27 protein-coding genes and 1 other annotated feature are annotated in these 26,678 nt (G+C 47.5%); of the genes, 1 reads left to right on the top strand and 26 read right to left on the bottom strand.

Going from position 1 to position 26,678, the window contains the following annotated elements:
* Nucleotide 1 precedes the first annotated feature (1 nt).
* The 8 genes from P5G61_RS01815 to lspA all read right to left on the bottom strand — a co-directional run bounded on the left by P5G61_RS01815 (nt 2) and on the right by lspA (nt 6,543).
* Nucleotides 2-1,303, bottom strand: coding sequence for a DUF6080 domain-containing protein (locus tag P5G61_RS01815; RefSeq protein WP_301243851.1), 1,302 nt, complete (start codon nt 1,301-1,303; stop codon nt 2-4).
* A 24-nt stretch (nt 1,304-1,327) separates the two neighbouring features.
* Nucleotides 1,328-1,648 (bottom strand): EamA family transporter, encoded by a 321-nt coding sequence (locus P5G61_RS01810; protein WP_301243849.1) that lies wholly within the window; start codon nt 1,646-1,648, stop codon nt 1,328-1,330.
* Nucleotides 1,635-1,925 (bottom strand): EamA family transporter, encoded by a 291-nt coding sequence (locus P5G61_RS01805; RefSeq protein ID WP_090810048.1) that lies wholly within the window; start codon nt 1,923-1,925, stop codon nt 1,635-1,637. The genes P5G61_RS01810 and P5G61_RS01805 overlap by 14 nt, the downstream gene beginning before the upstream one ends.
* 26 nt (nt 1,926-1,951) lie before the next feature.
* Entirely contained in the window at nt 1,952-2,584 is a 633-nt protein-coding gene (locus tag P5G61_RS01800) for an HAD-IB family hydrolase (protein ID WP_301243847.1), read from the bottom strand.
* A 33-nt stretch (nt 2,585-2,617) separates the two neighbouring features.
* Nucleotides 2,618-3,532, bottom strand: coding sequence for a decaprenyl-phosphate phosphoribosyltransferase (locus tag P5G61_RS01795; RefSeq protein WP_435874006.1), 915 nt, complete (start codon nt 3,530-3,532; stop codon nt 2,618-2,620).
* Between the two features lie 177 nt (nt 3,533-3,709).
* A complete protein-coding gene (locus P5G61_RS01790; protein WP_301243846.1) occupies nt 3,710-4,963 on the bottom strand; it encodes an LL-diaminopimelate aminotransferase in 1,254 nt (417 codons plus the stop codon).
* Nucleotides 4,964-5,072: 109 nt separating this feature from the next.
* Nucleotides 5,073-6,056 carry an RluA family pseudouridine synthase gene (locus P5G61_RS01785; protein WP_435874005.1) on the bottom strand — a complete coding sequence of 328 codons (984 nt, stop codon included), beginning with the start codon at nt 6,054-6,056 and terminating at the stop codon, nt 5,073-5,075.
* On the bottom strand, nt 6,049-6,543 hold the full coding sequence (lspA, locus tag P5G61_RS01780) for a signal peptidase II (RefSeq protein WP_024628399.1): 495 nt from the start codon (nt 6,541-6,543) through the stop codon (nt 6,049-6,051). The genes P5G61_RS01785 and lspA overlap by 8 nt, the downstream gene beginning before the upstream one ends.
* A gap of 220 nt (nt 6,544-6,763) precedes the next feature.
* On the opposite strand from lspA, the gene P5G61_RS01775 reads away from it, so the two are divergent.
* Entirely contained in the window at nt 6,764-7,501 is a 738-nt protein-coding gene (locus P5G61_RS01775; protein ID WP_301243842.1) for a TraR/DksA C4-type zinc finger protein, read from the top strand.
* Nucleotides 7,502-7,513: 12 nt separating this feature from the next.
* Here the strand turns inward: P5G61_RS01775 and P5G61_RS01770 are convergent, their stop codons facing one another.
* The 18 genes from P5G61_RS01770 to murG all read right to left on the bottom strand — a co-directional run bounded on the left by P5G61_RS01770 (nt 7,514) and on the right by murG (nt 26,677).
* A complete protein-coding gene (locus P5G61_RS01770; RefSeq protein WP_053784183.1) occupies nt 7,514-7,867 on the bottom strand; it encodes a DUF5665 domain-containing protein in 354 nt (117 codons plus the stop codon).
* A gap of 229 nt (nt 7,868-8,096) precedes the next feature.
* A complete protein-coding gene (gene ileS, locus P5G61_RS01765; RefSeq protein WP_301243838.1) occupies nt 8,097-11,195 on the bottom strand; it encodes an isoleucine--tRNA ligase in 3,099 nt (1,032 codons plus the stop codon).
* A 617-nt stretch (nt 11,196-11,812) separates the two neighbouring features.
* Nucleotides 11,813-12,104, bottom strand: a binding site (T-box leader).
* Between the two features lie 58 nt (nt 12,105-12,162).
* Nucleotides 12,163-12,672 carry a DivIVA domain-containing protein gene (locus P5G61_RS01760; RefSeq protein WP_301243836.1) on the bottom strand — a complete coding sequence of 170 codons (510 nt, stop codon included), beginning with the start codon at nt 12,670-12,672 and terminating at the stop codon, nt 12,163-12,165.
* Nucleotides 12,673-12,914: 242 nt separating this feature from the next.
* Nucleotides 12,915-13,697 (bottom strand): YlmH family RNA-binding protein, encoded by a 783-nt coding sequence (locus P5G61_RS01755; protein ID WP_301243834.1) that lies wholly within the window; start codon nt 13,695-13,697, stop codon nt 12,915-12,917.
* A 16-nt stretch (nt 13,698-13,713) separates the two neighbouring features.
* Nucleotides 13,714-13,983 (bottom strand): YggT family protein, encoded by a 270-nt coding sequence (locus P5G61_RS01750; RefSeq protein ID WP_024628405.1) that lies wholly within the window; start codon nt 13,981-13,983, stop codon nt 13,714-13,716.
* 7 nt (nt 13,984-13,990) lie between these two features.
* Nucleotides 13,991-14,458 (bottom strand): cell division protein SepF, encoded by a 468-nt coding sequence (locus P5G61_RS01745; RefSeq protein ID WP_024628406.1) that lies wholly within the window; start codon nt 14,456-14,458, stop codon nt 13,991-13,993.
* Nucleotides 14,449-15,150, bottom strand: coding sequence for a YggS family pyridoxal phosphate-dependent enzyme (locus P5G61_RS01740; RefSeq protein WP_301243830.1), 702 nt, complete (start codon nt 15,148-15,150; stop codon nt 14,449-14,451). Before P5G61_RS01740 ends, P5G61_RS01745 begins: the two co-directional genes overlap by 10 nt.
* Nucleotides 15,151-15,156: 6 nt before the next feature.
* Nucleotides 15,157-16,050 carry a peptidoglycan editing factor PgeF gene (gene pgeF, locus P5G61_RS01735; RefSeq protein WP_301243828.1) on the bottom strand — a complete coding sequence of 298 codons (894 nt, stop codon included), beginning with the start codon at nt 16,048-16,050 and terminating at the stop codon, nt 15,157-15,159.
* Nucleotides 16,051-16,101: 51 nt separating this feature from the next.
* Entirely contained in the window at nt 16,102-16,491 is a 390-nt protein-coding gene (locus P5G61_RS01730) for a YlmC/YmxH family sporulation protein (protein ID WP_301243826.1), read from the bottom strand.
* A gap of 194 nt (nt 16,492-16,685) precedes the next feature.
* Nucleotides 16,686-17,468 carry an RNA polymerase sporulation sigma factor SigG gene (sigG, locus tag P5G61_RS01725; protein ID WP_024628410.1) on the bottom strand — a complete coding sequence of 261 codons (783 nt, stop codon included), beginning with the start codon at nt 17,466-17,468 and terminating at the stop codon, nt 16,686-16,688.
* A 111-nt stretch (nt 17,469-17,579) separates the two neighbouring features.
* Nucleotides 17,580-18,302 (bottom strand): RNA polymerase sporulation sigma factor SigE, encoded by a 723-nt coding sequence (gene sigE, locus P5G61_RS01720; protein ID WP_017687308.1) that lies wholly within the window; start codon nt 18,300-18,302, stop codon nt 17,580-17,582.
* An 11-nt stretch (nt 18,303-18,313) separates the two neighbouring features.
* On the bottom strand, nt 18,314-19,294 hold the full coding sequence (gene spoIIGA, locus P5G61_RS01715) for a sigma-E processing peptidase SpoIIGA (protein WP_301244302.1): 981 nt from the start codon (nt 19,292-19,294) through the stop codon (nt 18,314-18,316).
* 252 nt (nt 19,295-19,546) lie between these two features.
* A complete protein-coding gene (gene ftsZ / locus P5G61_RS01710) occupies nt 19,547-20,659 on the bottom strand; it encodes a cell division protein FtsZ (protein WP_064636455.1) in 1,113 nt (370 codons plus the stop codon).
* Nucleotides 20,660-20,810: 151 nt separating this feature from the next.
* Nucleotides 20,811-22,094 (bottom strand): cell division protein FtsA, encoded by a 1,284-nt coding sequence (ftsA, locus tag P5G61_RS01705; protein WP_024628413.1) that lies wholly within the window; start codon nt 22,092-22,094, stop codon nt 20,811-20,813.
* A 292-nt stretch (nt 22,095-22,386) separates the two neighbouring features.
* Entirely contained in the window at nt 22,387-23,154 is a 768-nt protein-coding gene (locus tag P5G61_RS01700) for a cell division protein FtsQ/DivIB (protein WP_301243819.1), read from the bottom strand.
* 58 nt (nt 23,155-23,212) lie between these two features.
* On the bottom strand, nt 23,213-24,496 hold the full coding sequence (murA, locus tag P5G61_RS01695) for a UDP-N-acetylglucosamine 1-carboxyvinyltransferase (RefSeq protein WP_079349612.1): 1,284 nt from the start codon (nt 24,494-24,496) through the stop codon (nt 23,213-23,215).
* A 17-nt stretch (nt 24,497-24,513) separates the two neighbouring features.
* A complete protein-coding gene (gene murB, locus P5G61_RS01690; RefSeq protein ID WP_094937306.1) occupies nt 24,514-25,419 on the bottom strand; it encodes a UDP-N-acetylmuramate dehydrogenase in 906 nt (301 codons plus the stop codon).
* A gap of 148 nt (nt 25,420-25,567) precedes the next feature.
* On the bottom strand, nt 25,568-26,677 hold the full coding sequence (gene murG, locus P5G61_RS01685) for an undecaprenyldiphospho-muramoylpentapeptide beta-N-acetylglucosaminyltransferase (protein WP_079349614.1): 1,110 nt from the start codon (nt 26,675-26,677) through the stop codon (nt 25,568-25,570).
* Nucleotide 26,678 lies beyond the last annotated feature (1 nt).

Genomic DNA, 26,678 nt, shown 5'->3' with positions numbered 1-26,678 from the left:
ATTATTTCACTGTACGTTCCTGTTCCAACTGTTCATAGGATTGCTTAATCGTTGTTAATGTTTCTACATGACGATAGATGTTATTCCCTGCGGTAACGAGAACAGACAGCATAATCAAGCCTATTAGCACTTTTTTGCCCAGTCCCGAACGAAGACCGATGACGAAGCCCCCACCAAGTAGGAAAAACGCAAACAGATAGTGTCCTGCATACAGGTACATATCGTATTGAAATACCGCCAGCCCGAAGCCAACAACGATATGAAGTACAAATGCAAACAGAATGTATGGCGCAAGAGTCCACACTTCCCGTTCACGGATGCCCTTAATAAACCCAGTGAGCGCCAGCAGCAGGATAAAAATACCCGTGAGCTGCACATAGATCGGATTGGAACGGGACAGGTCCGTTACAAACGCTACCATGCCCGGGTCCAGCAAATGCACTTTCGGTGACAGCATCGGATTAATCGTTAGCAAGCCTATAGCCTTCCAATGAACTGCGAACTGGAATGGAGTGGCATAGCTTGTGCCCCCATTTTGAATACCGAGTAACCAATTGCTGACCCAACTGCGACCGCCAAACGCGATGTACTGAACCCCTGTCAATACTACGATAAAAGCAACAGCCAGAGCCATAATCCCGATATACTTTTTCCAACCCGACTTGTTACGCCACGTCCGCAAGTTGAAAAACATGGCGGCTGCAAATGGTACAATGTTAGTCGACGTCAGTCCGAAGTTAATGGATGCCAGCAGCGCATTTGGGATGTAACGGACATCTTTCCGCTCACGGGTGTATTGCATATACAGCACAGAGAGCAGGATAACAAACTGTACATACGAATAAGAATCCGGAATCAACGCGGTAAACATTAGATACGAGCTGAAACCGAACATTAAAGCGAAAAGTAAAGGTATGGTGGTTTGTTTCTCTTTTTGACTCAAAAACAGAAATACCAGCACAACCGAGCCCGCATTCACAAGTGATTGCAGGATTAGAAAGAACCAATTCCCGCCTAACAGTTGAGCACCCGCTCCAAGCGTAACCGCCAGGAACGAAATTAACGGATGAATCACCGAAGAACTGTTGTCTCCATAATACATGGAAGGGTCGAAGTTAAATAAATTAAGTGGAAACTGCATCGTACTAAATGGCGTGTATGACCCTAGAAGCTCTGCGTTATTCGCTATGTACGTCACGTAAGGTCCATTCATGAGAGCGTAAAAAAGAGCAAAACCCGCAAACAGGCAAAATGCCGTCCAATTGGTTCTGCGATTAACAAATATGTAGTCCATAAATTTCATGCGTTCACATCCAGTTTCAATTTTCTAGAAAACCAATAAACACAACCCGCCTATAATACATGCGATACCTATCCAGCGCAAAGGGCCTACGTTCTCCTTAAAGGCAAACCGCGCTATAATGAGTGTCCACACATACGTTAGCGCATTGGCAGGCAGTACAACCGTTAACGGAAGAAATTTCAACAATACAATGTTCAGCAGCGCACCTGTACCGTAGAATCCAAGCCCCATTAGGACATGCAGCTTTTTGCGGCTGGTGGCGTAGGCTTTCAAACCTGCTCCCCCCATCGCTCCACACAAGGTCATTGCAATCAGTACAGCAATCATCCAGCTATCGATCAACACTGGTCAATGTCACCCCGATTCCAAGCAGCACGACAGCCGCCAACTTCTGCACCGTAATTTCTTCTCCTAGCAAAAAATATCCATAGATCAGCGCAAACACGTAGCTGGCACACATCAAAGGATAGGCTACAGACAGTTTTTCCAAAGCAAACGCCTTGATCATCAAAATGGCACCCAGTCCATAACAAAGAAAGCCGATGCCCAAATAGATCCACTCAGTCAGACCCCACTTCCAGAACAGTTGGCCCGTCGCTGTAAGAAAGGCGGAGACCAACATCAATAACTTGCCTGTATGGCGCCCTCTTATCTCCCCCACGACAATGCCTCCATCTCTGGCACGCGCTTGTTAATAAAATATCGCTGACTTACCAACTGCATCACTGGAAGATCGGATAAGGAGTCGGAGTAGGAGCAGGACTGATCATAATCAATCACCATCTTTTTCTCATCCAAATAGGCCTGAATTCGGCGAACCTTCTCATCCCCCTTGCAATTGCTGCCTTCAATCCTACAGGTATAGCCATTCGGGTGACGAACCAAATCGGTACCAATGACATGATCCACCCAGGGGAAATTTTTAAAATATTTCATATAGGCATGCGGAGATGCGGTCACCAGCAGTACGTGATAGCCTGCTTCCTTACGGTGCTGCATTTCTACACTTGCCTCCGCAAAAATGGCAGTACGAAGTCGTGTGTCAAAAAAATGCTCCAAATCTTTTTCGGACATACGCTCAATACTCTTGAAATAGGAACGTTTGACACGTTCAACGGTCATTAGACCTGCCTTGAACAGCGCGGTATGAAATGCAATGACAGGCAATCTCCATACCTGCGATGGGTAACGCCGAACGCCGTAATGTACAAACTGAAACATGGAGTCTCTGCGTATAATCGTTTTATCAATATCAAAGATGGCGATTTTCGTGCTTTTCACCTTGATCCCCCTCTGCCTTCCAGACTCTAGCTTTTATTCAAAAATAGCAAAAATCGAAATAACACTTATGACATACAAAATGACCGTGATTAAGATGGGCTTGTCCTCAAACAGAACGCGATCCGGCGAACCACCTTGGTTCTTCATATGAATCAGATACAGATAGCGGAACATGCCGTATATGACTAATGGAATCGTCCACATTAAATGAATGGTGCGATCGGATGTGAACGTAAAAAGCGAATAACTGATAATGGTAGCAGTCGTGACGATCGTATTGAACTGATCCAATAACGTTATTGAATAGTTGTCCAATACTTTACGGTGTGAACCGGTATTTCCCTCAAGCAGGGTAAGTTCATTTCTTCGTTTGCCAATAGCCAGGAACAGGGACAGCAGCATCGTACAGATGAGGAACCACGGTGTAAATGGGACATGGATCAGCACACCGCCCGCAATCGCACGAAGCACAAATCCAGCCGCAATGGTCATCATATCCAAAATAACGAGATGTTTCAGCACAAATGAGTACGATACATTCAATAGGAAATAAACGATACATAACATCCCGAATAACGGGTTCATCACGAAGGCTGTCCCAACGGAAAGAATCAACAGCAGAATTCCGAATAGCAGGGCGTGAGCCGGGTTGACCTGTCCAGAAGCAAGTGGTCGGAATTTCTTCACCGGATGCTGACGATCTCTGTCGCGATCAACATAATCGTTAAGAATATAAACGCAGCCTGCAACCAGGCTAAATAAAATAAAACCTAGCAAAGTCGTTAGAATGGTCTCCGTCCGAATTTCTTCAAAAGAAAATAGCAGCGCGGCAAACAACAGCAAATTTTTGGTCCATTGTTTCGGCCTCAACAGTTTAAGCAAACCTGAAAAGGTATTACCTGTTCCTGCAGCAGGTGTGGACACGGTATTGGTACGTGATGATAACAATTTCCATAACTCCCTTCAAAAGCAACTTCTGACTAAATACATAACGTAAAGATCTTATCATATGTTGCTTGTATAATTTTGTAAAGGGATTAAAAGAAAATTTTTATATTCTTGGCACAAAAAAGAGACCGTTTTCGGTCTCTTTTAGCTACATCATTATGATGATGTGAACTTAAATTAAAATTCGAATTGCACGTCGCTCAGGCGGCGTTTAATTTCAGCGATAACACGTTTCTCTTCTTCTTCCCCTTTAGCTTCAAAGGTAACGGAGAAACGAACAAAGTTACCGGCATCATCCCAAGGAACCGAAGAAATCAGTTTCTCACGGATCAGGAATTGGGAAAAGTCTTCGCCGGATTCAAAGCGGCGGCCACCCACAATCCCTTTTGGCGCTTCAACATACAGGAAGAAGGAACCTTTAGGTTTTTCAGCCTGGAAGCCCAGCTCATTCAGTGCAGCTACAAGCAGATCGTGACGACGAGAATATTTCTCGGCGATTTTTTCCGTGATTTCCGGATGGTTCAATCCATAGGCAGCAGCCTTCTGGATCGCGATGAACTGACCGGAGTCATTGTTGTCTTTCACGTCACTGAATGCTTTTACGACAAGCGGGTTACCTGCTACAAAACCAATTCTCCAGCCTGTCATGTTGTAGGACTTGGACAAGGAGTGCAGCTCTACGCCAACATCCTTCGCACCAGGTACGGACAGGAAGCTGAACGGTTTTTTGCCGTCATAAGTCAGTGCTGCATATGGAGCATCATGTACAACGACAACGCTGTATTTCTTCGCCCATTCAACCACTTCCGTAAAGAACTCCACCGTTGCACTCGCACCCGTTGGGTTATTCGGATAGTTCAGATAGAGCAACTTCGCACGTTTTGCGATATCTTCCGGAATGGCCGTCAGGTCAGGCAGGAAGTTGTTCTCCTTGGTCAATTGAATGTTGAATACTTCCCCACCCAGGTATTTGGTGTGTGTACCCATAACCGGATATCCTGGCACCGTCATGATCGTTACATCACCTGGATTGATGAAGCAGGATGGCATCATAGCCAAAGCCGGTTTGGAACCGATGGAATGCACGATTTCAGTTGATGGGTCGATACCCTCTACATTAAATACATTTTTCAGGTAAGCAGCAGCCGCTTCCTTGAATTCCGGAATACCATTATCCGCATAACCACGGTTTTCTGGTTTGGAGGCTTGCTCCGCCAATGCAGCTACGATGCCTGCATCTGCCATTTCGTCCGGCTCACCTACGCCAAGGTCAATCAGTTCTACATTGGGAAAATCTTTTTTAGCCGAAGCTTTGGCACGTTTGATTTTCTCGAATTTATAGATGTTGGTGTCTTTACCATAGTTGGAGCCGCCAATACGGTCGGCAAAATTAGTCTGAATGTACGTTTCCTGATAATTATCGATACTCATGATTTTGTTCATCTCCTCATTTGACGCAAATTTCTACACTTAAATATGAAGCATTTGCGCGTTCAAAACCATGGACAAATGTTCCGAACATTTGTACTTTCTCGAGCTGTCAGCGACTACGTAGTGAGGCCAGAACATCTTCCATATCCTGCGGAAGCGGCGCTGTAAACTCAAGGTATTCTCCGGTCGTTGGATGTACAAAACCGAGAATCGCAGCATGCAGAGCCTGTCCCTGCATTTTGATCCCTTTATTACGACCATACGTAGGATCTCCAACAAGCGGATGACCAATGAACTTCATGTGAACACGAATCTGGTGAGTACGTCCTGTCTCCAGCTTCAGTTCCAACAATGTGTAGTCATTGATGCGCTCCGTGACAGTAAAATGCGTGACCGCATGTTTACTGTTCCGCTCTGTAACGGTGTACATTTTGCGATCATTGGTATCTCGACCAATCGGTGCATCAATCGTACCCTGATCATGGCTAAGATGCCCATGAACGAGTGCAATATATCTTCTATTCACACTATGCTCTTTGAGCTGAGCGGCCAACGAGGCATGAGCACGATCATTTTTGGCAGCCATAATCAGACCTGAGGTGTCCTTATCAATCCGATGCACGATTCCGGGACGCAGCTCTCCATTAATACCGGAGAGATCTTTGCAGTGATACATCAGTGCATTAACAAGTGTTCCGGACGTATGCCCAGGTGCAGGATGGACAACAAGGCCACGCTGTTTGTTAATAACGATCAAATCACTGTCTTCATATACCACTTCAAGCGGAATGTCTTCAGCAATAATCTCCACAGTCGTCGGTTCTGGAATCAGAAGCTCTATCTGATCACCTTCAGATAATTTAGCGTTAGCTTTAACTTTAGCCCCATTCACCGTTACGAACCCGTCTCCAATCCACAATTGAACTTGAGAGCGCGATACGTTATCCATTGATTCTGTAATATATTTGTCAATTCGTTCCCTATTATGTTCTGCGGCAACCGTCCATTCCATACGATCATTGCCATTCAAGAGTTCATCGTCATGTGTTGACATATCTCCGTTAATCTGTTCTTCATTTTGCGATTTACTCATGATGTTCATTCCCTTCGACCTTTGCGGCAGCTTTCTCGCGCCGTCCTTCAAGCAACGTTTCCACAATGATCAGTACCACTCCGATACAGATCGCAGAATCGGCTATGTTGAAAATGGGAAACGTGTAGCTTCCAAAATTAAGCTGGATAAAATCGACAACCTCTCCGGTCAAAGCCCGATCCAGGAAGTTACCAATGGCTCCCCCAAGCACTAAACTAAGCGCCACGGGCAGCAATTTGTGCGGAGTATCTTTTACCTTTTGCAAATACCAAACCAAAGCCACCACGACAACCAGTGTAACCACAATAAAGAACCAGCGTTGATCCTGCAAAATACCAAAGGCTGCACCTGAGTTGCGATGTGATGTGATGACAAAGAAATTGCCAATCACCGGAATTTCATCTCTAAGTTCCATCCGGGTTGCAATTAGGAACTTCGTTCCCTGATCGACTAAAAATACGATAAAAGCGAGGATATAATACACCACGTTTGTTTGTCACTCCGTTCTTGTCTTTTCCAAACGATACCAGGCTTAACGCCAGACTTATTCATTGTAGCACAGCTGTTTGGAAATCGTCCACGACGCGGTACGTCGCAGTACGGATGGCAAAAACGATAACATTTCCCTCCTGTAATTCTGCACGAAATGGCACATCCTACAACCGAGTCAAAATCCGGAGTCCACACGGAACAGAAAGGGGAAAACGATGTCACATTTCACTGCCAAGCAACTGCAATTGTTACGTTCCCAACTGATAACCGAAAAGCGTGATATTGAACATAGACTGGAGCAGAACGAACATTATGGCCTTGGTGACTCCATGAAACTCCAGACAGGTGAATTATCACCGATTGACAACCATCCGGGTGATATCGCTACCGAAATGTATGAACGCGAAAAGGATATTTCGCTGCTGGAGCATGATGAGTTTCAACTGGAGCGTATTGATTCTGCCCTGCATTCCATCGAAGAAGGCCATTATGGGACTTGTGCCGTGTGTCAGCAACCTATCCCTTATGAACGTATGCAGGCTGTTCCTTACACCAAGTACTGCAAAAAGCATCAACCCGAAACCGTTGTCTCTGAGAATCGTCCTGTAGAGGAAGAATTCCTCGCTCCGGCCTTTGGCCGCACAAGCCTGGATGAACGTGATGACCAGAACGGTTTCGACGGTGAAGATGCGTGGCAGATTGTTGAAAGTTGGGGTACCTCCAACACGCCAGCCATGGCTGAGGGACGGGACATCGACAGTTATGATGTTATGGCGATTGAAGCCACAGACGAGGTCGAGGGCTGCGTTGAGGCATATGAGAGCTTTGTTGCAACCGATATCTACGGTCATGATGTGTCCATCGTGCGCAATCGGCAATATCGACAGTATCTGGAGAACCGTGAAGGCGAAGGCCTGTTAGAACCGGATTTCGATTCGGACGACTCGTATTAATTGCTTAGGAGCCTAATAGGTGTTTAACTCCAACTGTCGTTGCACAATTCGCACAATATCTGCAATGTAATCACCTACAATGGGCAGATTAAGGGCCCCAAGAACCTGTAACACATAAATGATCGTGGCTGCAAAAAAGGTAAACCCGATTGCGATCCCCACGCCGCGTGCTGCTCCGGACAATAGATTAAGTCCAATCAGCTTCCATGGCCGGTTCAGCAATTCTGTGTACTGCGCGATCCGCGAACGTTCGAGTTCATTGGCGAGCCGGTTGGTGAGCGTATGAAGCTCTTCAATTTTGTCCTCCGCATTCTTGGAATGCGTGGATTCTGAATTCGATGGCGATTGGCTATCCTGTTCGTTCATAATTTACTCAGTTCCTTTGATGTATATAGAGTGTCTGCACAATAGAAATCATTGCCCATTTGCTGAAAAACCAAACGAGCCAGGACACAGGATTCTTCTCCTGCATCTGAGGCTCGTTGGCATGTCTGTCTCTATATACTGTCCTATTTGAAATAGAGTTACTCTGTCCCCGTTAAAGTCTGACAAAGCTATCCTTTCTCCAGGACCGCCTTACGTGAAAATCACTGTATTACCCCTCGATATATACTCCGATGGCTTTGCCTCCGGCTTCAATACGCTGCATCGAATCATTTGTTCCGAAGGTTACCTCGGTAACGAGCACATTCTCACGCAGCACATGATCAAAGGCCTGAATCGCTGCTTGAAGAGCAGCGTCCACATCCAGCATCAAACGTACTCTTTTCTCAATCGGCAGATCCAGCTTCTTCCGCGTATCTTGAACTGCACGAATGACTTCACGGACCCAGCCTTCCTGTTCGAGTTCTGCTGTAATCTCCGTATTGAGAGCTACCGTCAGACCATAGCCCGATGCTGAGGCAAAACCGGATTTGGCTTGTTTCTCCACGAGCAGTTCTTCACCCGTCACTTGCAGCTCTTCGCCTTCAGGAGAAACGACGTTCAGCACATCCTCTGCCACCACTTTACGAGTCTCATCCGCTGACATTCCCTTGAAGAAGTTCTGTAGGAAGCCTACGTTTTTACCGTATTTTTTGCCTGCTACTTTCAGATTCAGCTTCAAAGTGAAATCAACGAAGTCCGCATCGTCATGCTCGGTACGAATACTTTTGACATTGATCTCATCCTTGATGATCTCTTCATAACTTGCCAGATCAAAGCCTTTATCCAGAGAAACGATCAGTTCGGACAACGGTTGACGTGTCTTGATGCCTGTTTCGTTACGAACGTTACGGGCAAGTTCAACGATTCGGCGAGCTGTCTCCATATCCTGCTCCAGATCCAAATCAATCAACGCTTCATTGGCAACCGGATAATCATCCATGTGCACACTCTCACCAGTAGTCAGATTCAGATAGATATCTTCTGCAAGCATCGGTGTGAACGGAGCCACGAGCTTGGCTGTAGTTACCAGCACTTCGGTCAATGTACGGTAGGCGTCCAGTTTGTCTTCTGTCAATCCGCTGCCCCAGAAACGGTCACGGGAACGACGGATGTACCAGTTACTGAGCTCATCCACGAATGCTTCGATAGCTTTGGAAGAGTTCAGGTAGTCGTTAACAGCCAGCGCTTTTTCTACAACGAGAATCAGGCTGTTCAGTCTTGACAAGATCCAACGATCCAGGTTGTGTGAAGACAGCTTGAACGGATGCTCCTGTGGATCAAATCCATCAATCGTAGCATAGAGCGTCAGGAATGCATGGGTGTTGACCAGCGTATCCACCATTTTGGATTTCGCTTCGCCCACGATGCCTTTGGAGAAACGCTTGCTGTTCCATGGTGCGCTGTCAGACAGCAAAGCCCAGCGGAATGCATCTGTACCGTATTCTTCAATCACTTCCCATGGATCGATAACGTTGCCTTTGGATTTGGACATCTTCTGTCCATTCTCATCAAGAACGTGTCCTGTTGCCATAACTGCTTTGTAAGGCGCTTTGCCAGTCAAAAGGGTAGACACCGCCAGCAAGCTGTAGAACCAGCCCCGTGTCTGGTCAATTCCTTCACAGATCATATCTGCCGGATATTGCTGTTCGAATGTTTCTTTATTTTCAAATGGATAGTGCTGCTGGGCAAACGGCATGGAGCCGCTGTCGAACCAGACATCGATCACTTCCGGTGTACGTTTCATTTCATATTTGCCACAAGAGCTCATGACTTTGACGTCATCTACATACGGCTTATGCAGTTCCAGATTCTCAGGCACGTCGCCAATGGCACGGGCACGCAGTTCAGCGATGCTATGCGGGGCGAATTGTTCACCTGTCTCTTCACACACCCAGATGTTCAGTGGCGTTCCCCAATAGCGGTCACGGCTGATATTCCAGTCCACAAGATCTTCAAGGAACTTGCCGAAGCGCCCATCACGAACGTGGCCTGGATACCAGTCTACTTCACTGTTATTAGCGATCAGTTGATCCTTGATTGCAGTTGTTTGGATAAACCAGCTGTCCATAGCATAGTACAGAAGAGGTGTATCACAACGCCAGCAGAACGGATAGCTGTGCTCATATTTTTCTTTGCTAAACAAACGTCCTTTTTCCGAGAGGTACCTCACGATATCAATATCGCAATCCTTTACAAAACGTCCGGCAAAATCAGTCACCTGTGGGACAAACTTGCCTTCCAGATCCACCATGTTCACAAAACTGATGCCATTCTCACGACATACACGATAGTCATCTTCACCATGTGCAGGTGCCATGTGTACAATCCCTGTACCGCTTGCATCGGTTACAAAGCCTGCACCCAGGATGATGTTTGCTTTCTCAGCCTGCACGTAGTTGAACGGAGGATCATACGTTTTGCCAACCAGATCGGACCCTTTCAGGGAACCGATCACTTCATATTCACCTTTGGCGTCCTTCATAACCTTTTCAACCAGATTGGTCGCCATGATATAAACTTCGTTGTCCTGACGAACACGGGAGTAATCCATATCCGGGTTCACGGCCAGCGCAACGTGTGATGGCAATGTCCAAGGCGTTGTTGTCCAGGCAAGCACAAATTCGCCGCTGTCATCGAGCTTGAATTTGGCCGTAGCACTGAGGTCCTTGACGTCCTTGTACCCTTGCGCTACCTCATGGGAGCTAAGTGTAGTCTGACAAGAAGGACAGTACGGACTCACACGGTGACCGCGGTACAGCAGGCCTTTTTCATGAATCGTCGCCAGAATGTTCCACACACTTTCGATGTAATTGTTGTCGAGTGTGATATACGGATTATTCATGTCCGTCCAGTAGCCGATCCCTTCCGTCAGATCACGCCATTGTTGCTCGTATTCGAACACGCTCGCTTTACATTCGTTAATGAATTTCTCCACGCCGTAATCTTCGATTTCCCACTTGTGGGAGATCCCCAGCTTTTTCTGAACACCCAGCTCTACAGGCAGACCATGTGTATCCCAGCCTGCTTTACGAACGACGCGGTATCCTTTCATCGTGTTATAACGTCCTACGAAATCCTTGATGACCCGTCCGAGTACGTGACCGATATGCGGTTTTCCATTGGCTGTAGGCGGTCCCTCGTAAAATACGAAGTTCGGCTTGCCTTCCCGGTTTTCGATGGATCTTTGGAATGTATTCTCTGTTTTCCATTTGTTTAACACGCGTAGTTCTCTGGCGCGTGCTTTCTCTTTGACGTCAACTCGTTGCATGATTATCTCTTCCTTTCAACTGTGTTAGATTGTGGACCGTCCACAAAAAGCGTTTCAATCCCCCTAAATCCCCCTTACCAAGGGGGACCCCATAGGCGCTCCGCCCTCTGGACACCCGGGATGGGTTGTCTTTGGCGAGACCTGCGGCGGCGTTTGCGAAGGGGTGTATGTTGGAGTCGGCCCTTTTGCGGCTGTCCCCTCCGGGAACGCCGCCGGGCCTTACTAGTGGGGGGAGCTGCCGGACGCTTCGCTCCTCCGGCGTGGGCTCTCTCCTTGAGGCACCTTCGGGCCTCATGTACGTTCGCCTTGGTGAGGCCCGCTGCCGGACGCTTCGCTCCTCCGGCGAGTGGGCTCTCTCCTTGAGGTCCCTTCGGGCCTCATGCACGTTCGCCTTGGTGAGGCCCGTTGCCGGGCGCTTCGCTCCCCCGGCGGTGGGCTCTCTCCTTGAGGTCCCTTCGGGCCTCATGGGCGTTCGCCTTGGTGAGGCCCGTTGCCGGGCGCTTCGCTCCCCCGGCGGTGGCTCTCTCCTTGAGGCACCTTCGGGCCTCATGGGCGTTCGCCTTGAGGTCCCCTGCACGTTCGCTGCTTTTTTTGGACACAAAAAAACCTCATCCCTGGAAAGGGACGAGGTTGTGCTCGCGTTACCACCCTAATTCTGTTCATCACAAACCACATCCAACATAAATTGGGTATGCTCTGTCATCAACAGCGCTTATGCCCCGCTTGACTACAGCAGGGTGCCGATATAACGTTCGGCTCACGGTTTCGCTTACACACGGCCAATACTTCACCGCTTCAGCGTCACTTCTCCGGGGAGATATTCGGCTATAACTCAACCATTGGCTTGCACCAAACGCCAACTCTCTGAGGGATGAGATTATAACGTACTGAACCCGTCATGGAATCACTATTCATTATGAATATAGTTATAGCCTCTTTACAGGTAAAAGTCAACCAGGCGGATAGACTAGTAAATTTCCTTCATTTCCCGCTCACGGTCACGGACTTCCTGCTCCCGGCTCTCCAGCACTTCCCAACCATCCTGAGTCAGCAGTTCGAGCTGTGCTTCCACAAGTGTACGGAAACGGGCACGGTAGATGGACGCCTGCTTTTTCAGCTCTTCGACTTCCAAAGCAATTTTACGTGATTTAGACAATGATTCGTTTACGATCCGGTCCGCATTTTTCTCGGCTTCCTTCACGATCAACTGTGCTTCTTTTTTCGCATTGTTCTTCACATCATCCGCAGCTTCCTGCGCAATGATAATCGTTTTGCTCAGCGTCTCTTCAATCGTTGCAAAATGATCAAGCTTCTCCTGTACGGACAGCAACTGATTGCTCAGCTCTTTGTTTTCGCGAATGACGCCTTCGTAATCTTTGATGACTTGATCCAGGAATTCATTGACCTCATCCTCGTCATACCCGCGCAAGCGTCGGGAAAATTCCTTGTTGTGTATGTCCAGCGGCGTTAATGGCATGCTGTCCACCTCCTGTAAAAGTTCCTTCCCGGACCGAGAAGGTTTGCAGCATATGGGTTCCACCCAAGGGGCCGTATATGAGATGCCCAATCCTGGCAACTAATACGGAATGCAGGATCAGACTCTGATCCTTTAGCGATCATATCAACCTTTGCACTTTAATGTATATCGGAAACACCGAATGTTTTTTGCACCTTTACCTTAAACATTTCGACAAGAAAGAAGGTTTTCCTGCAACACACTTAGGCAAATTTGCCGATTTTTACGCGACAGCGTCCCTTTTTGGTCAACCCATCCTGTTCCAGCACCTTGAATCGACCAAAACCTTGAATGGATACCACGTCACCGGCTTTTAGTGATTTGGACGGGTCTTCCTCCACTTTCCAATTCACACGACAGCGACCAGCCTTGATCGGGACCAGAACTTTACTGCGACTAAGCCGATACACATCTGCACAGATGCCATCCAAACGCAGAGAAGCCACGGTAATATCCATCGTTTCCATTTTACTTTGGGACCATTTCAGCTGATCCAATGGCAGTAGCTCTGTAAACACATGTACCCGGTGCACCTGGTTCAATTGAAGCGATAAAAAAGCGCCGGTTTCCGACGCCACCACCGTATGGCACCCGTCCTCCAGCACTTGAATATCACCAATCTTGCCACGTTTCATGCCAAGCCCGAGCAGGGCACCCATATAGTCCCCATGCTCCAGCTCTTTAATCTTCTGATCGTCAGACGTAATGCTCATCACCTGCATACCCATATCTTCATCGTCCAGATACCGATAATCCGGTGCAACCAGCGCCCGCTTACGTTCAGCTGTTTCATAACCACCATCCAGACGAATCTGTACATCATCTCGACGGTTAACAAGTGTTTGTAAAATAAAGGCCTGTCTGGGATCAAGAAAGTCAGTTAGCTTCATGTCATGAAACTTGCCTGCACGTTCAACCCAGTCCGAGGCTTTATCCACAAAATCCCGCTCGTCATGACTAAAATGCTCGTAAATTTCACCGCTCATCTATGTTCACCCTACCCTAATATACAAAGTATCGGAGGATGGAGATCAGCCCATTAAGCGCAAGTTGCAGAACGATTAACGCCACAATCGGTGAAATATCCAACATACCGAACAAAGGCGGAATAAATCGACGGAAAGGTCTTAGGTATGGTTCCACCAATTTGCCTAGCCATTCACCGATGAAGCTTTCCCGTGCGTTGGGAAGCCATGACATCAATATGTAGACAATGACCATGTAAAAATAAATCTGGTATAGCGTGTACAATACTACTTCAACCTGTTGCAAAAGTGGCTCACCTCATTCTGTTATAATCTTGCTCGCTGTCAGCCAGTATTTCCGTAATTGCTCCCTGAATTTCAACCGTATCTGGCGTACAGAGAAAAATGTTGCCACCAATTTTTGAAATACCGCCGCCCAGTGCATATACTGTGCCACTCAAGAAATCAATGACGCGCAGTGCCTGATCCTGACGCACTCGCTGCAGGTTAACCACAACTGTCCGATGGGAGCGCAGATGGTCAGCGATCTCCTGTGCTTCGTCATAAGAACGCGGTTCATAAAGGACGACTTTAACATTTTTCTGGGAATGAATGCTCACCACATTATTCCCCCTTTGGTTTCTACGTTTATCGAGACTTGAGGTTTCAGCTTCCTGTTGATCAGGATCATGTTCCTCTTGTGCCGCCATACGCTCACGTTCCACAATTTCTTCCTCTTCCTGTAGCCCGAGGAAATTCATAAACTTATTCATTACGCCCATTGTGAACCCTCCTCTTTTCCTACGAGAATCGATCCAAGCCGAACCCAGGTTGCCCCTTCTTCAATCGCCACTTCAAAATCATTGGACATGCCCATCGACAACTCGGCTAATGGCTCTGCCGTCAGAGCTTGTCCATTCAAATGGTCTCTAACCTCACGCAGTCCGCGAAATACGGGACGTGTAAGCTCCGGATCTTCCTCATGGGGTGCCATGGTCATCAGACCGATGACCTTCAGGTTGTTGAACGAACTGATTTCACGTAAAAAAGAACTCGCCTGTTCAGGCTGCAAGCCATACTTGCTTTCTTCACCCGAAATATTCACCTGCAATAGTGTTTCCACCTCGATGCCAAGAGACGCCGCCTTTTTATCCAACTCCTTGGCCAGGGACAAACGCTCCAGTGAATGTATGTAACGGAATTTACCGATGACGTCCTTCACCTTATTCGTCTGTAAATGACCGATAAAATGCCAGGTACCTTGCTGACCGAATGCTTCCCATTTCGCCTGTGCATCCTGCCAGCGGTTTTCGCCAATATGCTCAAGTCCGTGGTTCAGCACAGCTCCCGTTGTTTCAAGTGAGACGTATTTCGTGACAGCAATCACATTCACATCTTCACGTTGACGGCCACTGCGCTGACACGCGGCTTCGATCTTCTGATTTACCAGTTGTATACGCTCCTCCAATGACACAGAGGGTCACCTCTCTTCCAGCCCAATCCAGCTCGCCATCCTCCCGGTAATGCCATTTTCTTTACGATATGAGAAAAACAGCTCGGGATTGCAGCTTGTACACCAAGTTGTACATTCGATATGATCCGGCAATATTCCTGCTTTCATCATAATGTGTCGATTGCATTCTTTCAAGTTTAACATCGTTTTGCCATTTCCGGCTGGCCGATATACTTGATTTGATGCAGAGTTCTTGTATTCATCATTACCCGAGGAATGATCCAGCCAAACCCGTACATGCTGCATAACCACTTCATCCACTTCATAACAGCAATCCCCAATTGAGGGACCAATTGCAGCACGGATATCCTGTCTGCGACTTCCATATTCCTGCTCCATCTTTTCAACCATCGATTCGGCTATACCGGCAACTGTACCTTTCCATCCCGCATGAGCAAGCCCCACTGCCTGTTGTACGGGGTCATAGAAGTAAAGGGGTACACAATCTGCATAAAAGGAAGTCAGCAGCACCCCAGGCACATTGGTGACCAAACCATCCGTATCCTGCAATGCAGACTGCCGATCCAGCAAACCTTTGCCCCGATCATCCGCTGTAATTACAGTTACATGTTTCCCATGTACCTGTTCTCCACAAGTCCAGGATTCCAAAGGGAAACCCAACTTTTCAGCTACAAGTTTACGATTATGTAGCACGTCAGCCGGATCATCCCCCACATGATAGGCACAGTTGAGACTGGCGTAAGGCGCGCTTCCGACACCACCCTGCCTTGTCGTAAAACCGGCTTTCATATGCTTAAACTCCAGTTTCCACGGCTCCACATATAATAACAACGGGTCAGGACCCCAATTTGAGTTCTGGCTTCCCGACCGTATTTCCTTATCCAAAATAAACGGTTCCATCCTCTCACCTCACAACTTCCAGTGTACCAAATGAACCCCGTTCTGTCTCGATTATATCGTTCGGCGCTGGCTGCGATCTAGCCGTTCGATTCGTTCCACCCGGTCCATGCGGTTGTTCTGTTCGTCATACAAGCGGGCTTCACGGTCGCGGTCATCATAGGTAGTTTCCTTCATTTCATCCATTTTAACCAAAATGACATCCGAACCGATCTTCACAATGTTTCTCCAGGGGATAATCAGATCCGTTCCCCCGCCGAACAGCCCCATAAAACGACTATAACCCGGCACAACAATCGCTTCGATTCGTCCCTGTTTCAGATCCAGCTCCAAATCACTAATCTGACCCAGACGTTTGCCATCCGTAATGTTAATAACATCTTTGGTTTGAAAATCCGAAATTTTCATCCCGCTGCCCACCGGTTCACCTGTGTTCACTTTCATATGGTCCCGCCCCCCGATTAATCCGCTTCTGCCCGTTCTCCGCTTCTATACAATATATGTTTCATACGCGAAAAATGTCCTCTTTTTCAGAGGAAACTGAACAAATTCACTTCCACTGGTGTCGAAATGCAAAAAGCAAAAAGACGATCCAAGGAATATCTCTTCCCTTGAATCGCCTCATGGCTTGCCCCTTGTTACGACTTCACATGTTTCTGCATTTGTTGTATCGCTGATTTCTCCAGACGGGATACCTGCGCCTGGGAAATGCCAATTTCATCAGCCACTTCCATCTGGGTTTTCCCTTCGAAAAACCGCATGGACAGAATCATTTTCTCCCTTTGACCGAGACGGTGCATCGCTTCACGCAGTGCAATTTCCTCAATCCAGGATACATCCTTGTTTTTGTCATCACTGATCTGATCCATTACATAAATCGGATCTCCACCATCATGATAGATCGGTTCGAAGAGCGAAACCGGGTCCTGAATGGCATCCAATGCAAAAACCACATCTTCCTTCGGCACGTTCAGTACCTCAGAAATTTCGAATATCGTCGGTTCACGAGAGTTTTTATTCGTCAGGCTGTCACGCACCTGAAGTGCTTTATAAGCAATGTCCCGCAAAGAGCGAGATACCCGAATGGGGTTATTGTCGCGCAGGTATCGACGGATTTCACCGATAATCATCGGCACCGCGTAGGTTGAAAATTTGACATTCTGGGATAAATCAAAATTATCAATGGCTTTCATCAGGCCAATACATCCAACCTGGAACAGATCATCGACAAACTCTCCCCGATTGTTAAAGCGCTGAATGACACTGAGCACAAGACGCAGGTTGCCATTCACTAATTTCTCTCTTGCTGAGCGATCATGGTGTTGCTGAAGGGAATGAAACAATTCCCGCATTTCTGTGTTGGTGAGGACAGGCAATTTTGCGGTGTCCACGCCACAAATCTCGACTTTGTTTCGGGTCATCGTGATTTACCTCCCAAGGAGAAACATTAATGTACATTATCTCCGGGGCAGGCTTTTTTATTCGCACTTGGCACCCTTGCCATTAATACCCATTATGAAAAATGCTCCGGTTCAGACCATCTTGTTGAACTCCTTACGGAGTCTTTTAATGATTCTTTTTTCGAGACGGGAGATATAGGATTGGGAGATTCCAAGCAGATCGGCGACATCTTTTTGTGTCTTTTCTTCCCCATCCGTCAGCCCAAAACGAAGCTCCATAATCATTCGCTCCCGCTCGGTTAATTTTTCCAATGCCTTATGCAAAAGCTTCCGGTCTACCTGTTCTTCAATATTCCGATAGATTGTATCGTTCTCTGTACCGAGTACATCGGACAATAATAGTTCATTTCCATCCCAATCAATATTGAGTGGTTCATCAAAAGAAACTTCTGTACGAATTTTGCTGTTACGTCTCAGGTACATCAAAATTTCATTTTCGATACAACGGGAAGCATAGGTAGCCAGCTTAATTTTCTTTTCCGGGTCAAACGTGTTCACCGCTTTGATCAATCCAATCGCACCGATAGAGACGAGATCCTCGATATTGATACCTGTGTTCTCGAATTTGCGCGCGATGTATACCACCAGCCGCAGGTTACGTTCAATCAACATGGCACGAATCGCCGAATCGCCTGAAGACAGCTTTTGCAACAAAAATTCTTCTTCTTCACGTGTTAATGGGGGCGGTAACGCCTCACTGCCTCCGATATAATAAATCTCTTCACTTTTTAAACCAAGCAGAAATAATAAACGATAGTACTGCAGCTGCGCCACCAGTTTCCATTTTACAAGCATGTACGTTCCTCCTATACCACATTCAGCGGCTTTTCTGTTGCTCCCGCAGAGATAGCCGTAGACTGCGCAGAAGCGGCGTCTTGCACAAGCTCAGGGTGAATCACGGCCTGGTATTTTCCATCGGATGACAGTACGCCCCCGTCCAACCCTATTAATACCTTTGTCGTCTCATAACACATCTCATCCATCGTTACCTTCACCCGGTCTGGCTTCATTGCCAGCATAAACGCAGTTCCTTTGTTAATGCCTCGATAAGGTACCAGCCTTAAACGATCCTGCCAGTGAAAATCCTCCTGATCAAGCTCCATGATAAGGTTGTCCGGCGCCTCATCCTTCAACCTGCCCTTCCATGCAGCAGGCAGCATATCTTGCCATAACGATACCTCCATGACCATAACGGGCATTCGTGAAAGGGGGTCTGTGAGTTGATTTCCTGTATCCAGAAGGCCTGTACAAGAAATAGTCACCTCGTCAATAAAAACCTCCACTTTACCCAAGTACGTTGTCATTCGGTCTGTTTTACGTTTCGAGCTCTGCACGGCTTTGAATAAAAAAAGCACGGCAAAAAAGACGATAAACGTGAACCAGAAGGCGATTTTCAGATCAAATGACATCCCACCCGATGCCGTAAACCATATGCCGTTGAACAATTCCCCGGAGCTTTGGAGCATGTAATGTACACCCAGAATTCCTCCGGCGGCGACAAAATTGATCACATAGAAGGTGCCCAAAGTCCGTATAAATGCCTGAAGACCCTTAAACCCAAATGCAATACTCAGCATCACCAGAGACAATCCAAACTTGATCAAAAAGGTGAACATAAAATCAAACTCCGGCACAAACATCATGACCACGTACAACGCACCAACGATCGCGGACAGCAACCATCTCCACCAGACCAGCTTCGTTTTGCGCATCCAGGCCGTCAAGCCGATGAGTGCACCGTCAATACACAGGTTCGTCAAAAAAATAAGATCCACATAAACTACCACATTCTTCACCTGCCTGCGCGCAACATATCGAAATAACGTTATCCCGATATTCATGAGCATATTCACAAGTATAAGGAGCGCACTTTTCAAAGTCTGTCTAATCATGGGGGGACCCTTTCAACTTTTTTTGTCGGAATTACTCAGGCCCCTTGTTCAGAATTTGTTCAATGATGTGTGATAAAGTGTAAAAAAACAAAAAGACCCGGTGGCTCCATCAGGAGTACCGGGTCTTCATTGAAATCGATTAACGTATTAATCGTTATTATTATTGCGTGAACGATTGCGTAAAAATGTCGGAATATCCAGCTGATCATTGCTCGGCTGATTTCCGAACGGACGCAGGTTCGGCGAACGGTTATCCGCAGGCTCACTCGCTGGAGCAGGTTTACGTCCTGGTGGGGGTGGAGCAGGTTTATCTTCAAAGCCGGTTGCAATGACCGTAACTTTAATCTCCTCTTTCAGATCCTCGTCAATGATGGCACCAAAGATCATGTTCACTTCCGGATCGGAAGCGGATGTAACGATCTCCGCTGCTTCATTAACTTCATACAGGGACAGGTTAATGCCACCCGTAATGTTCATGATAACGCCGCGTGCACCTTCGATGGACGTTTCAAGCAAAGGACTCATAATGGCTTTGCGTGCTGCTTCTGCTGCACGGTTCTCGCCAGTCGATTCACCAATCCCCATCAGCGCAGATCCACGCTCGTGCATGATCGTTTTGACGTCTGCAAAGTCAAGGTTGATCAGACCCGGTACTGCAATCAGATCGGAGATACCTTGTACCGCTTGACGAAGCACGTTATCCGCTTGGCGGAATGCTTCCAGCATCGGTGTCTTTTTGTCAACAATCTCAAGCAAACGATCATTAGGAATGACGATCAGCGTGTCCACTTTTTCCTTGAGAGCTTCAATACCCTGCTCTGCATGGCTGGAACGTTTACGTCCTTCAAATGTGAACGGGCGAGTAACCACACCAACGGTAAGTGCTCCACACTCTTTGGCGATTTCGGCAATCACCGGAGCCGCACCTGTACCCGTACCGCCGCCCATACCGGCTGTCACAAATACCATGTCTGCACCTTTCAAGGTATTCATGATCAAATCGCGGGATTCTTCCGCTGCTTTTTTACCTACATCCGGGTTGGCGCCAGCGCCAAGACCACGGGTTAATTTATCACCGATTTGCAATTTATGCTCGGATTTTGCCAGGTGTAATGCCTGTGCATCCGTGTTCACCGTAATAAATTCTACACCTTGTACACCATTTTCAATCATTCGGTTGACTGCATTGCTTCCGCCGCCGCCTACACCGATGACTTTAATTTGAGCCAAGCTCTCCATCTCGAAATCAAATTCCAACATATTATTCCATCTCCCCCTCAATGTGCATGGATGGCCCGTCCAATTTTTGATTTGAACCGAATCAATTTCATATATCGACGAACGAAAGCGTTTATTTTAGAACCAGCGCATTCAAACGGCTTCAAGAATTGTATGAAATGGATCCAACCTGTTATATAAATTCACTGAACATATTTTTCAGCCGTTCGAACAGACCTGGTTTCTGCTCCGATTCCTGGGCCGCATTCGGCTTAGGACGGTTGGTCGGTTTTTTGTTATTATTGTTGTTGTTATTATTTCCACCGCCGTTGTTAATCGAGGGACGAATACGCAAACTGCGGATTACACTGTGCAAAATACCGACACCGCTTGTATAGCCCGGGTCACGCACACCAATATAATCCGGCACCGCAACTCGTACCGAAGCAGCAAGCTCATGCTGAGCTACCTGCAGAACACCCGGCATAGAGACCGTACCTCCCGTTAGTATATAACCTCCTGGAAGATCATTGTAACCAAGACGCTTCACTTCTTGAGAAATCATCTGGAATATTTCCTGAACCCTAGGTTCGATAATAGCCGCCAGATCCTCTTGAGAGAACTCCTTGTCTACATTGCTGCCGATCCGTGTTACTTTGAACATGACATCCGCAGCAGCGTCATCCAGCCATGCGCAGCCATATTTCAGTTTTACCTTTTCGGCTTGATCTGTTAATGTGCGCAAACCATAGGCGATGTCATTGGTTACAAACTCCCCGCCAATAGGCAGGGTTGAAGTTGCAACGAGACTGTCTTCTTCGAAGATGGCGATGGTTGTAGCCCCTGCTCCGATATCAACAAGCACGGAACCCATCGTTTTTTCATCTTTGGACAAAGCCAGTTGACCTGCTCCAAGTGACATGAGTACCAGATCACTTACTTTCAGACCCGCTTTTTCCACGCAGCGCAAAAGATTATGTATCGCGGTTTTTGCACCCGTAATGATGGTCGCCTCCACTTCCAGACGAACACCAATCATACCACGGGGGTCCTGTATGCCTTCCAAGCCATCTACAACATACTGCTTGGCTACAACATCAATAATTTCCCGTTCCGGTGGGACCGCAATCACTTCGGCTGCTTTCAACACCCGCTCCATGTCTTCTTCTCCGATTTCACGATCCTCGTTAGACACTGCCACGACGCCGTGACTGCTCATCAGTCCGATATGATTTCCCGAGATTCCAACATATACTTCGGATATTTGAATACCTACCATACGTTCTGCATGATCCACTGCATTGCGGATCGATTGCACCGTCTGATCGATATCTACGATTACACCTTTGCGAATTCCCTCCGAGTCGGCAGATCCAACTCCAATAATATTAAAGGTTCCATTATTCATTTCCCCAATAATAGCGCGAATTTTGGATGTACCGATGTCCAAACTAACAATGATGTCATTGTTGCTCAAGTCTGTGGCACCTCCTGACTCCAAATAGTAAAATACGTTCGGGTTTAAACACTCTTAAAACATATTCAACACACTTTAGGCTTTCCCTCTTTTTTCTACAATTTTTTTGGGTGCCAAGATCTGGTTGTGAGACATAAAACCTTGAAGAAAAAAGAAGGAGGCAACTTAGGTGCCATATTCAAGTGTATCATTTTTTCTTCGTCTCAGAAAGAACAACTTTCACTGGATAAGAGGGGCTAAACCCCGATTCCGCCTGGTTTTGAATGCAGCTTAACCGAATTAAAGGCGGAAATCAGGGAGTTGCTCCTGGTTCAGCATCTTCTTCCGGGTTATCCGGAATGAAAGGCACGTACGTATCGGCCTCCAGCATCGTGATTTTCCCTGGCCGTTCCGTCTCAATGACCTGGTTGAGATACTCTACCTTATCGGACAATAGAGAGACGGTTGTAATCACTTCAAACTGTGACTTGGTATACATCCGAATCTGATCCGGAAATGAAGGCGTAGGATTCGGAATAATCTCTGAAATATCCGTCGTTAGTTCATTCGGGATCTTGGCTAACGTTTCACTCAGCTTGGCCTTGAGCGGATCATCAGCCTTCCATTGGGTTAATATAGGTTTCTCTACGGCAACTCCAATGGTGGCAGGAACCGTTAAGCTTGTCCCGCTTGCCAGTATGGCTTTTAGCGTACCGTCAGAACCAAGTTCATATGCAACCGTTGGATATTCCTGCACCTTGATAAGAATAGTACCCGGAAATTGTTTATCCACAGTTACGGTTGATATAGCCTTGATCGTTTTCAGTCGCTCGATCACATCAGCCGAGCTTGTCCCAAAAAACTGTTCGCCCTCCTTCAGACCGCTTTTCTCCAGCAGTTCCGAAGTTGTTGTGTATACATTACCCGTAATCTCAATTGCCGAAATCCGACTCATCGAAGAACGAAAAAAAAGTACAGCAAGTAATACAATAAAAAGAAGTAACAGAATAAAAACAATTTTACGGCTTGTGTTTCGTTTGGGCCGATTCTTCTTCAGAACCGGAATTTGGCTTTTAGGCATAGGTCGCGCTCCACAAAGCCTCCGGCCCCCTTCCTTTAAGAAGGGGACTCAAAGGACGTTAATTGGCAAAATCCAGCTGCTTCGAAACGGGGGACTGTCGCTCAACCGAAGCTCCCAAACTCTGAAAGAGCTTCTCGATACGATCGTACCCTCTATCAATATGATGCACTTGCTCCACAACCGTTTTTCCCTGGGCAGCAAGGCCAGCAATGACTAATGCTGCACCTGCACGCAGATCGGTTGCTTCCACTGTAGCCCCGTACAAGCGGGGAACGCCACGGATAAATGCTGCATTCAGGTCTACCGAAATATCGGCACCCATGACATTCAGCTCATCCACATGTTTGAACCGACCCTCGAATACCGTTTCCTTCATCACACTAAAACCGTCTGCCAGACTGAGCAGCACCATAATTTGCGACTGCAGGTCTGTTGGGAATGAAGGATACGGAGAAGTCACAATGCGGTCTACTGATTTGGGACGGCTCATACAGCTCACCGTCATTATATCATTGCAAACTGTGATTTGAACACCAGTACGCTTCAACACATGTATAAGGGAAGTAAGATGGGCCGGATTGCAGTGTGTAAGCGTTACATTCCCTCTCGTTGCTGCGGCCGCAATCATCACCGTTCCAGCAACGATCCGATCCGGTATAATTTCATAAGAGCAAGGCTTGAGTTTCTCCACACCACTAATCGTAATCGTATCCGTTCCAGCACCGATAATTCGTGCACCCATCGCATTCAGAAAATGTTGCAGATCCTGTATTTCTGGTTCTCTGGCTGCATTAAATATCGTTGTTGTGCCCTCAGCCGTAACGGCTGCCATCATAATATTTTCTGTGGCTCCTACGCTGGGGAAATCCAGATGAATATCTGTACCCACCAGCTTACGCCCACGGCAAATGATCTGCTGATCCAACTCTTCAATCGAAGCTCCGAGCGCTTCCAGGCCCCGAAGGTGAAGATCAATTTTGCGTTCCCCGATGGCACAGCCACCTGGCTGGTACACGGATACTTGCCCAAACTTAGCCAGCAATGGTCCCATTAAAAAAATGGAAGAACGCATCTGTTTCATGAGATCCTCAGGCACATCATATGACCGGATGGACGACGTATCTATCGTCACTGTTCCCTGTTCATGCCGACACGTGCATCCAAGTCGTTCCAGGATATACAGCATCACTTCGATGTCCAGCAAGTGCGGAACGTTGTGCAGCGTAATTTCTCCGTCTGCCAACAAACTTGCGGCCATGATCGGTAAAGCGGCATTTTTTGCTCCATGGATGCGTATGGATCCTGAGAGGGGTTTCCCGCCTTCAATCACCAATTTGTCCAATGTATCACCTCCGGGGTTTACCGTTCACCCACTACGAAGACTTCCGGTACCAGGTTAATACCGTTTTGAGATGATATAGTGCTCTGAATCTGCTGCATTAGGGTGATAACGTCCTCTGCTGTTGCTTGGCCTGTATTGACAATGAAATTGGCATGCATGGTGGATACCTGTGCGCCTCCCTGGGTCATACCCTTTAGCCCCGCTGCTTCAATCAGACGGGCGGCATGATCACCAGGTGGATTCCGGAATACACTGCCAGCACACGCCATCTGTAGTGGCTGTGTACGGCGCCTACGGTCTTTGTAAGCTGCCATTGATTCCGAAATGACTTTGCGTTCTCCCTGCTGGAGTGCAAATGTAGCCTCCAGCACGATGCCTCTCCGGTCATGCAGAACAGAGTGGCGATAAGCAAATTCCATGTCCTCCTTGCTGTAACGTACCAATTCCCCTGTCTCCAGTACAATCTCAGCGGATTGAAATATCCGTGACACATCCGATCCATGGGCACCAGCATTCATATATACGGCTCCCCCGACCGTTCCGGGGATGCCGCTGCCAAATTCCAAACCGGTCCACTCTTTTTTTGCAGCAACAACACTGAGTTTAACAAAGGAATGTGCCGCTCCGGCAGTTACCCCGCCCTCGTGAAACTCGGCATAATCAAAGCCTTCTCCCGGTTTCACAACAACTCCGCGTATTCCCTTGTCGGACACCAGCATGTTTGAACCCCGTCCAAGCTGCATCCATGGGATCTGATGCTTGTGCAGTAATTGGATGAGATTAACCATCTGCTCTTTGTTTTCCGGTATGACCAGCGCATCTGCAGGACCGCCGATCTTCCATGTGGTGTATTTGGCTAGCGGCTCGTTTTCAAGAACATTGCCGACATTGTTCTGGGATAGTAGCGATATCCACTGCTGCATATTAACATCCTCCTTTACTTCAAAACCGATGAGCACGGCAGTTTACATTGCTGCTGGCCGTGTTGCGTCGCCATGGAACGATTGTCACGATTTATAGGGTATCTTATGTCAGTCCCGCCGTGTGTGTGACAATCGCCCAAAACGCACTTTAACGCCCTGCAGCAAGACGCCGAATCTCGCTCACAAGTACCTCGGCTGCATCGGGTTTCCCCAGTTTCCTGGAGGCCTCTGCCATCCTTTTGCGCGCCGCTTCGTCATTCATAATTCCAGCAATCGCTTTATACAGCCCCTGGCCTGTCAGATCCTTCTCCAGCATCGTAACCGATGCGCCTCCACCCTCAAGCGTGCGGGCGTTTGCCTCCTGATGATTATTCGTCACGTTAGGTGATGGAATCAGGATGGATGGAATTCCGAGCGATGTGATCTCGGCAAGGAACGAAGCCCCAGCACGATTCACGATCAGCGATGTGCATGCAAGAACTTCTGGCATGTTGTGTACGTAGGGCAGCACATGCAGATGATTTGGCATCGTTCCAAGGGAGCTGCGGATCGCTTCACGCGTTTCGTCAAAATAAGAATCACCTGTTACGTAGACCACGTGCACATCTTCAAGCTTGGCCAGCATCGGTGCCATATCCACCATAGCTTTATTGATTGCCTTCGCACCACGGCTGCCACCAACCACAAGAACAACTCGGCTGTCCATAGGTACACCCAGTGTCGCGAATCCACGATCACGACTGGCTTGAGCTACCGTGGTAGCCCTTGGATTGCCGGTATACACAACCCTTTTGGCTCCAGAGAATGCTTTCTCCGAACCCTCAAAGCTAACTGCGACCGTATCCACATAACGTGTAAGGAACTTGTTGGTTAGTCCGGGAATGGCATTCTGTTCATGGATGACACTCGGAATACCGAGTTTGGCTGCCGCATACACGACAGGCCCACACACGTAGCCCCCCGTACCGATGACAACATCGGGTTTGAATTCCTTGAGCATTTTCTTGGCTTTGCGTACACCTTGCAGAAATCTCATTACCGTCTTCACGTTGTCAAAGGATAATTTCCGGCGAAAACCTGTAATATCAATCGATTGAAATGGAATATTCTCTTGTGGCACCAGTTTGCTTTCCAGTCCACGGGTACCACCGATATATAAAAATGTCGAGTCGGGATTCTCCGCCTCACATTGCCTTGCTATCGCAACGGCCGGATAGATATGTCCACCGGTACCGCCGCCGCTTAGAACGACTCGCATC

This window comes from Paenibacillus vandeheii (genome assembly GCF_030433635.1).
Taxonomy (GTDB): Bacteria; Bacillota; Bacilli; order Paenibacillales; family Paenibacillaceae; genus Paenibacillus; species Paenibacillus vandeheii.
The sequence above is the reverse complement of the archived record's forward strand: the minus strand, read 5'-3'. Positions and strand labels throughout refer to the sequence as shown.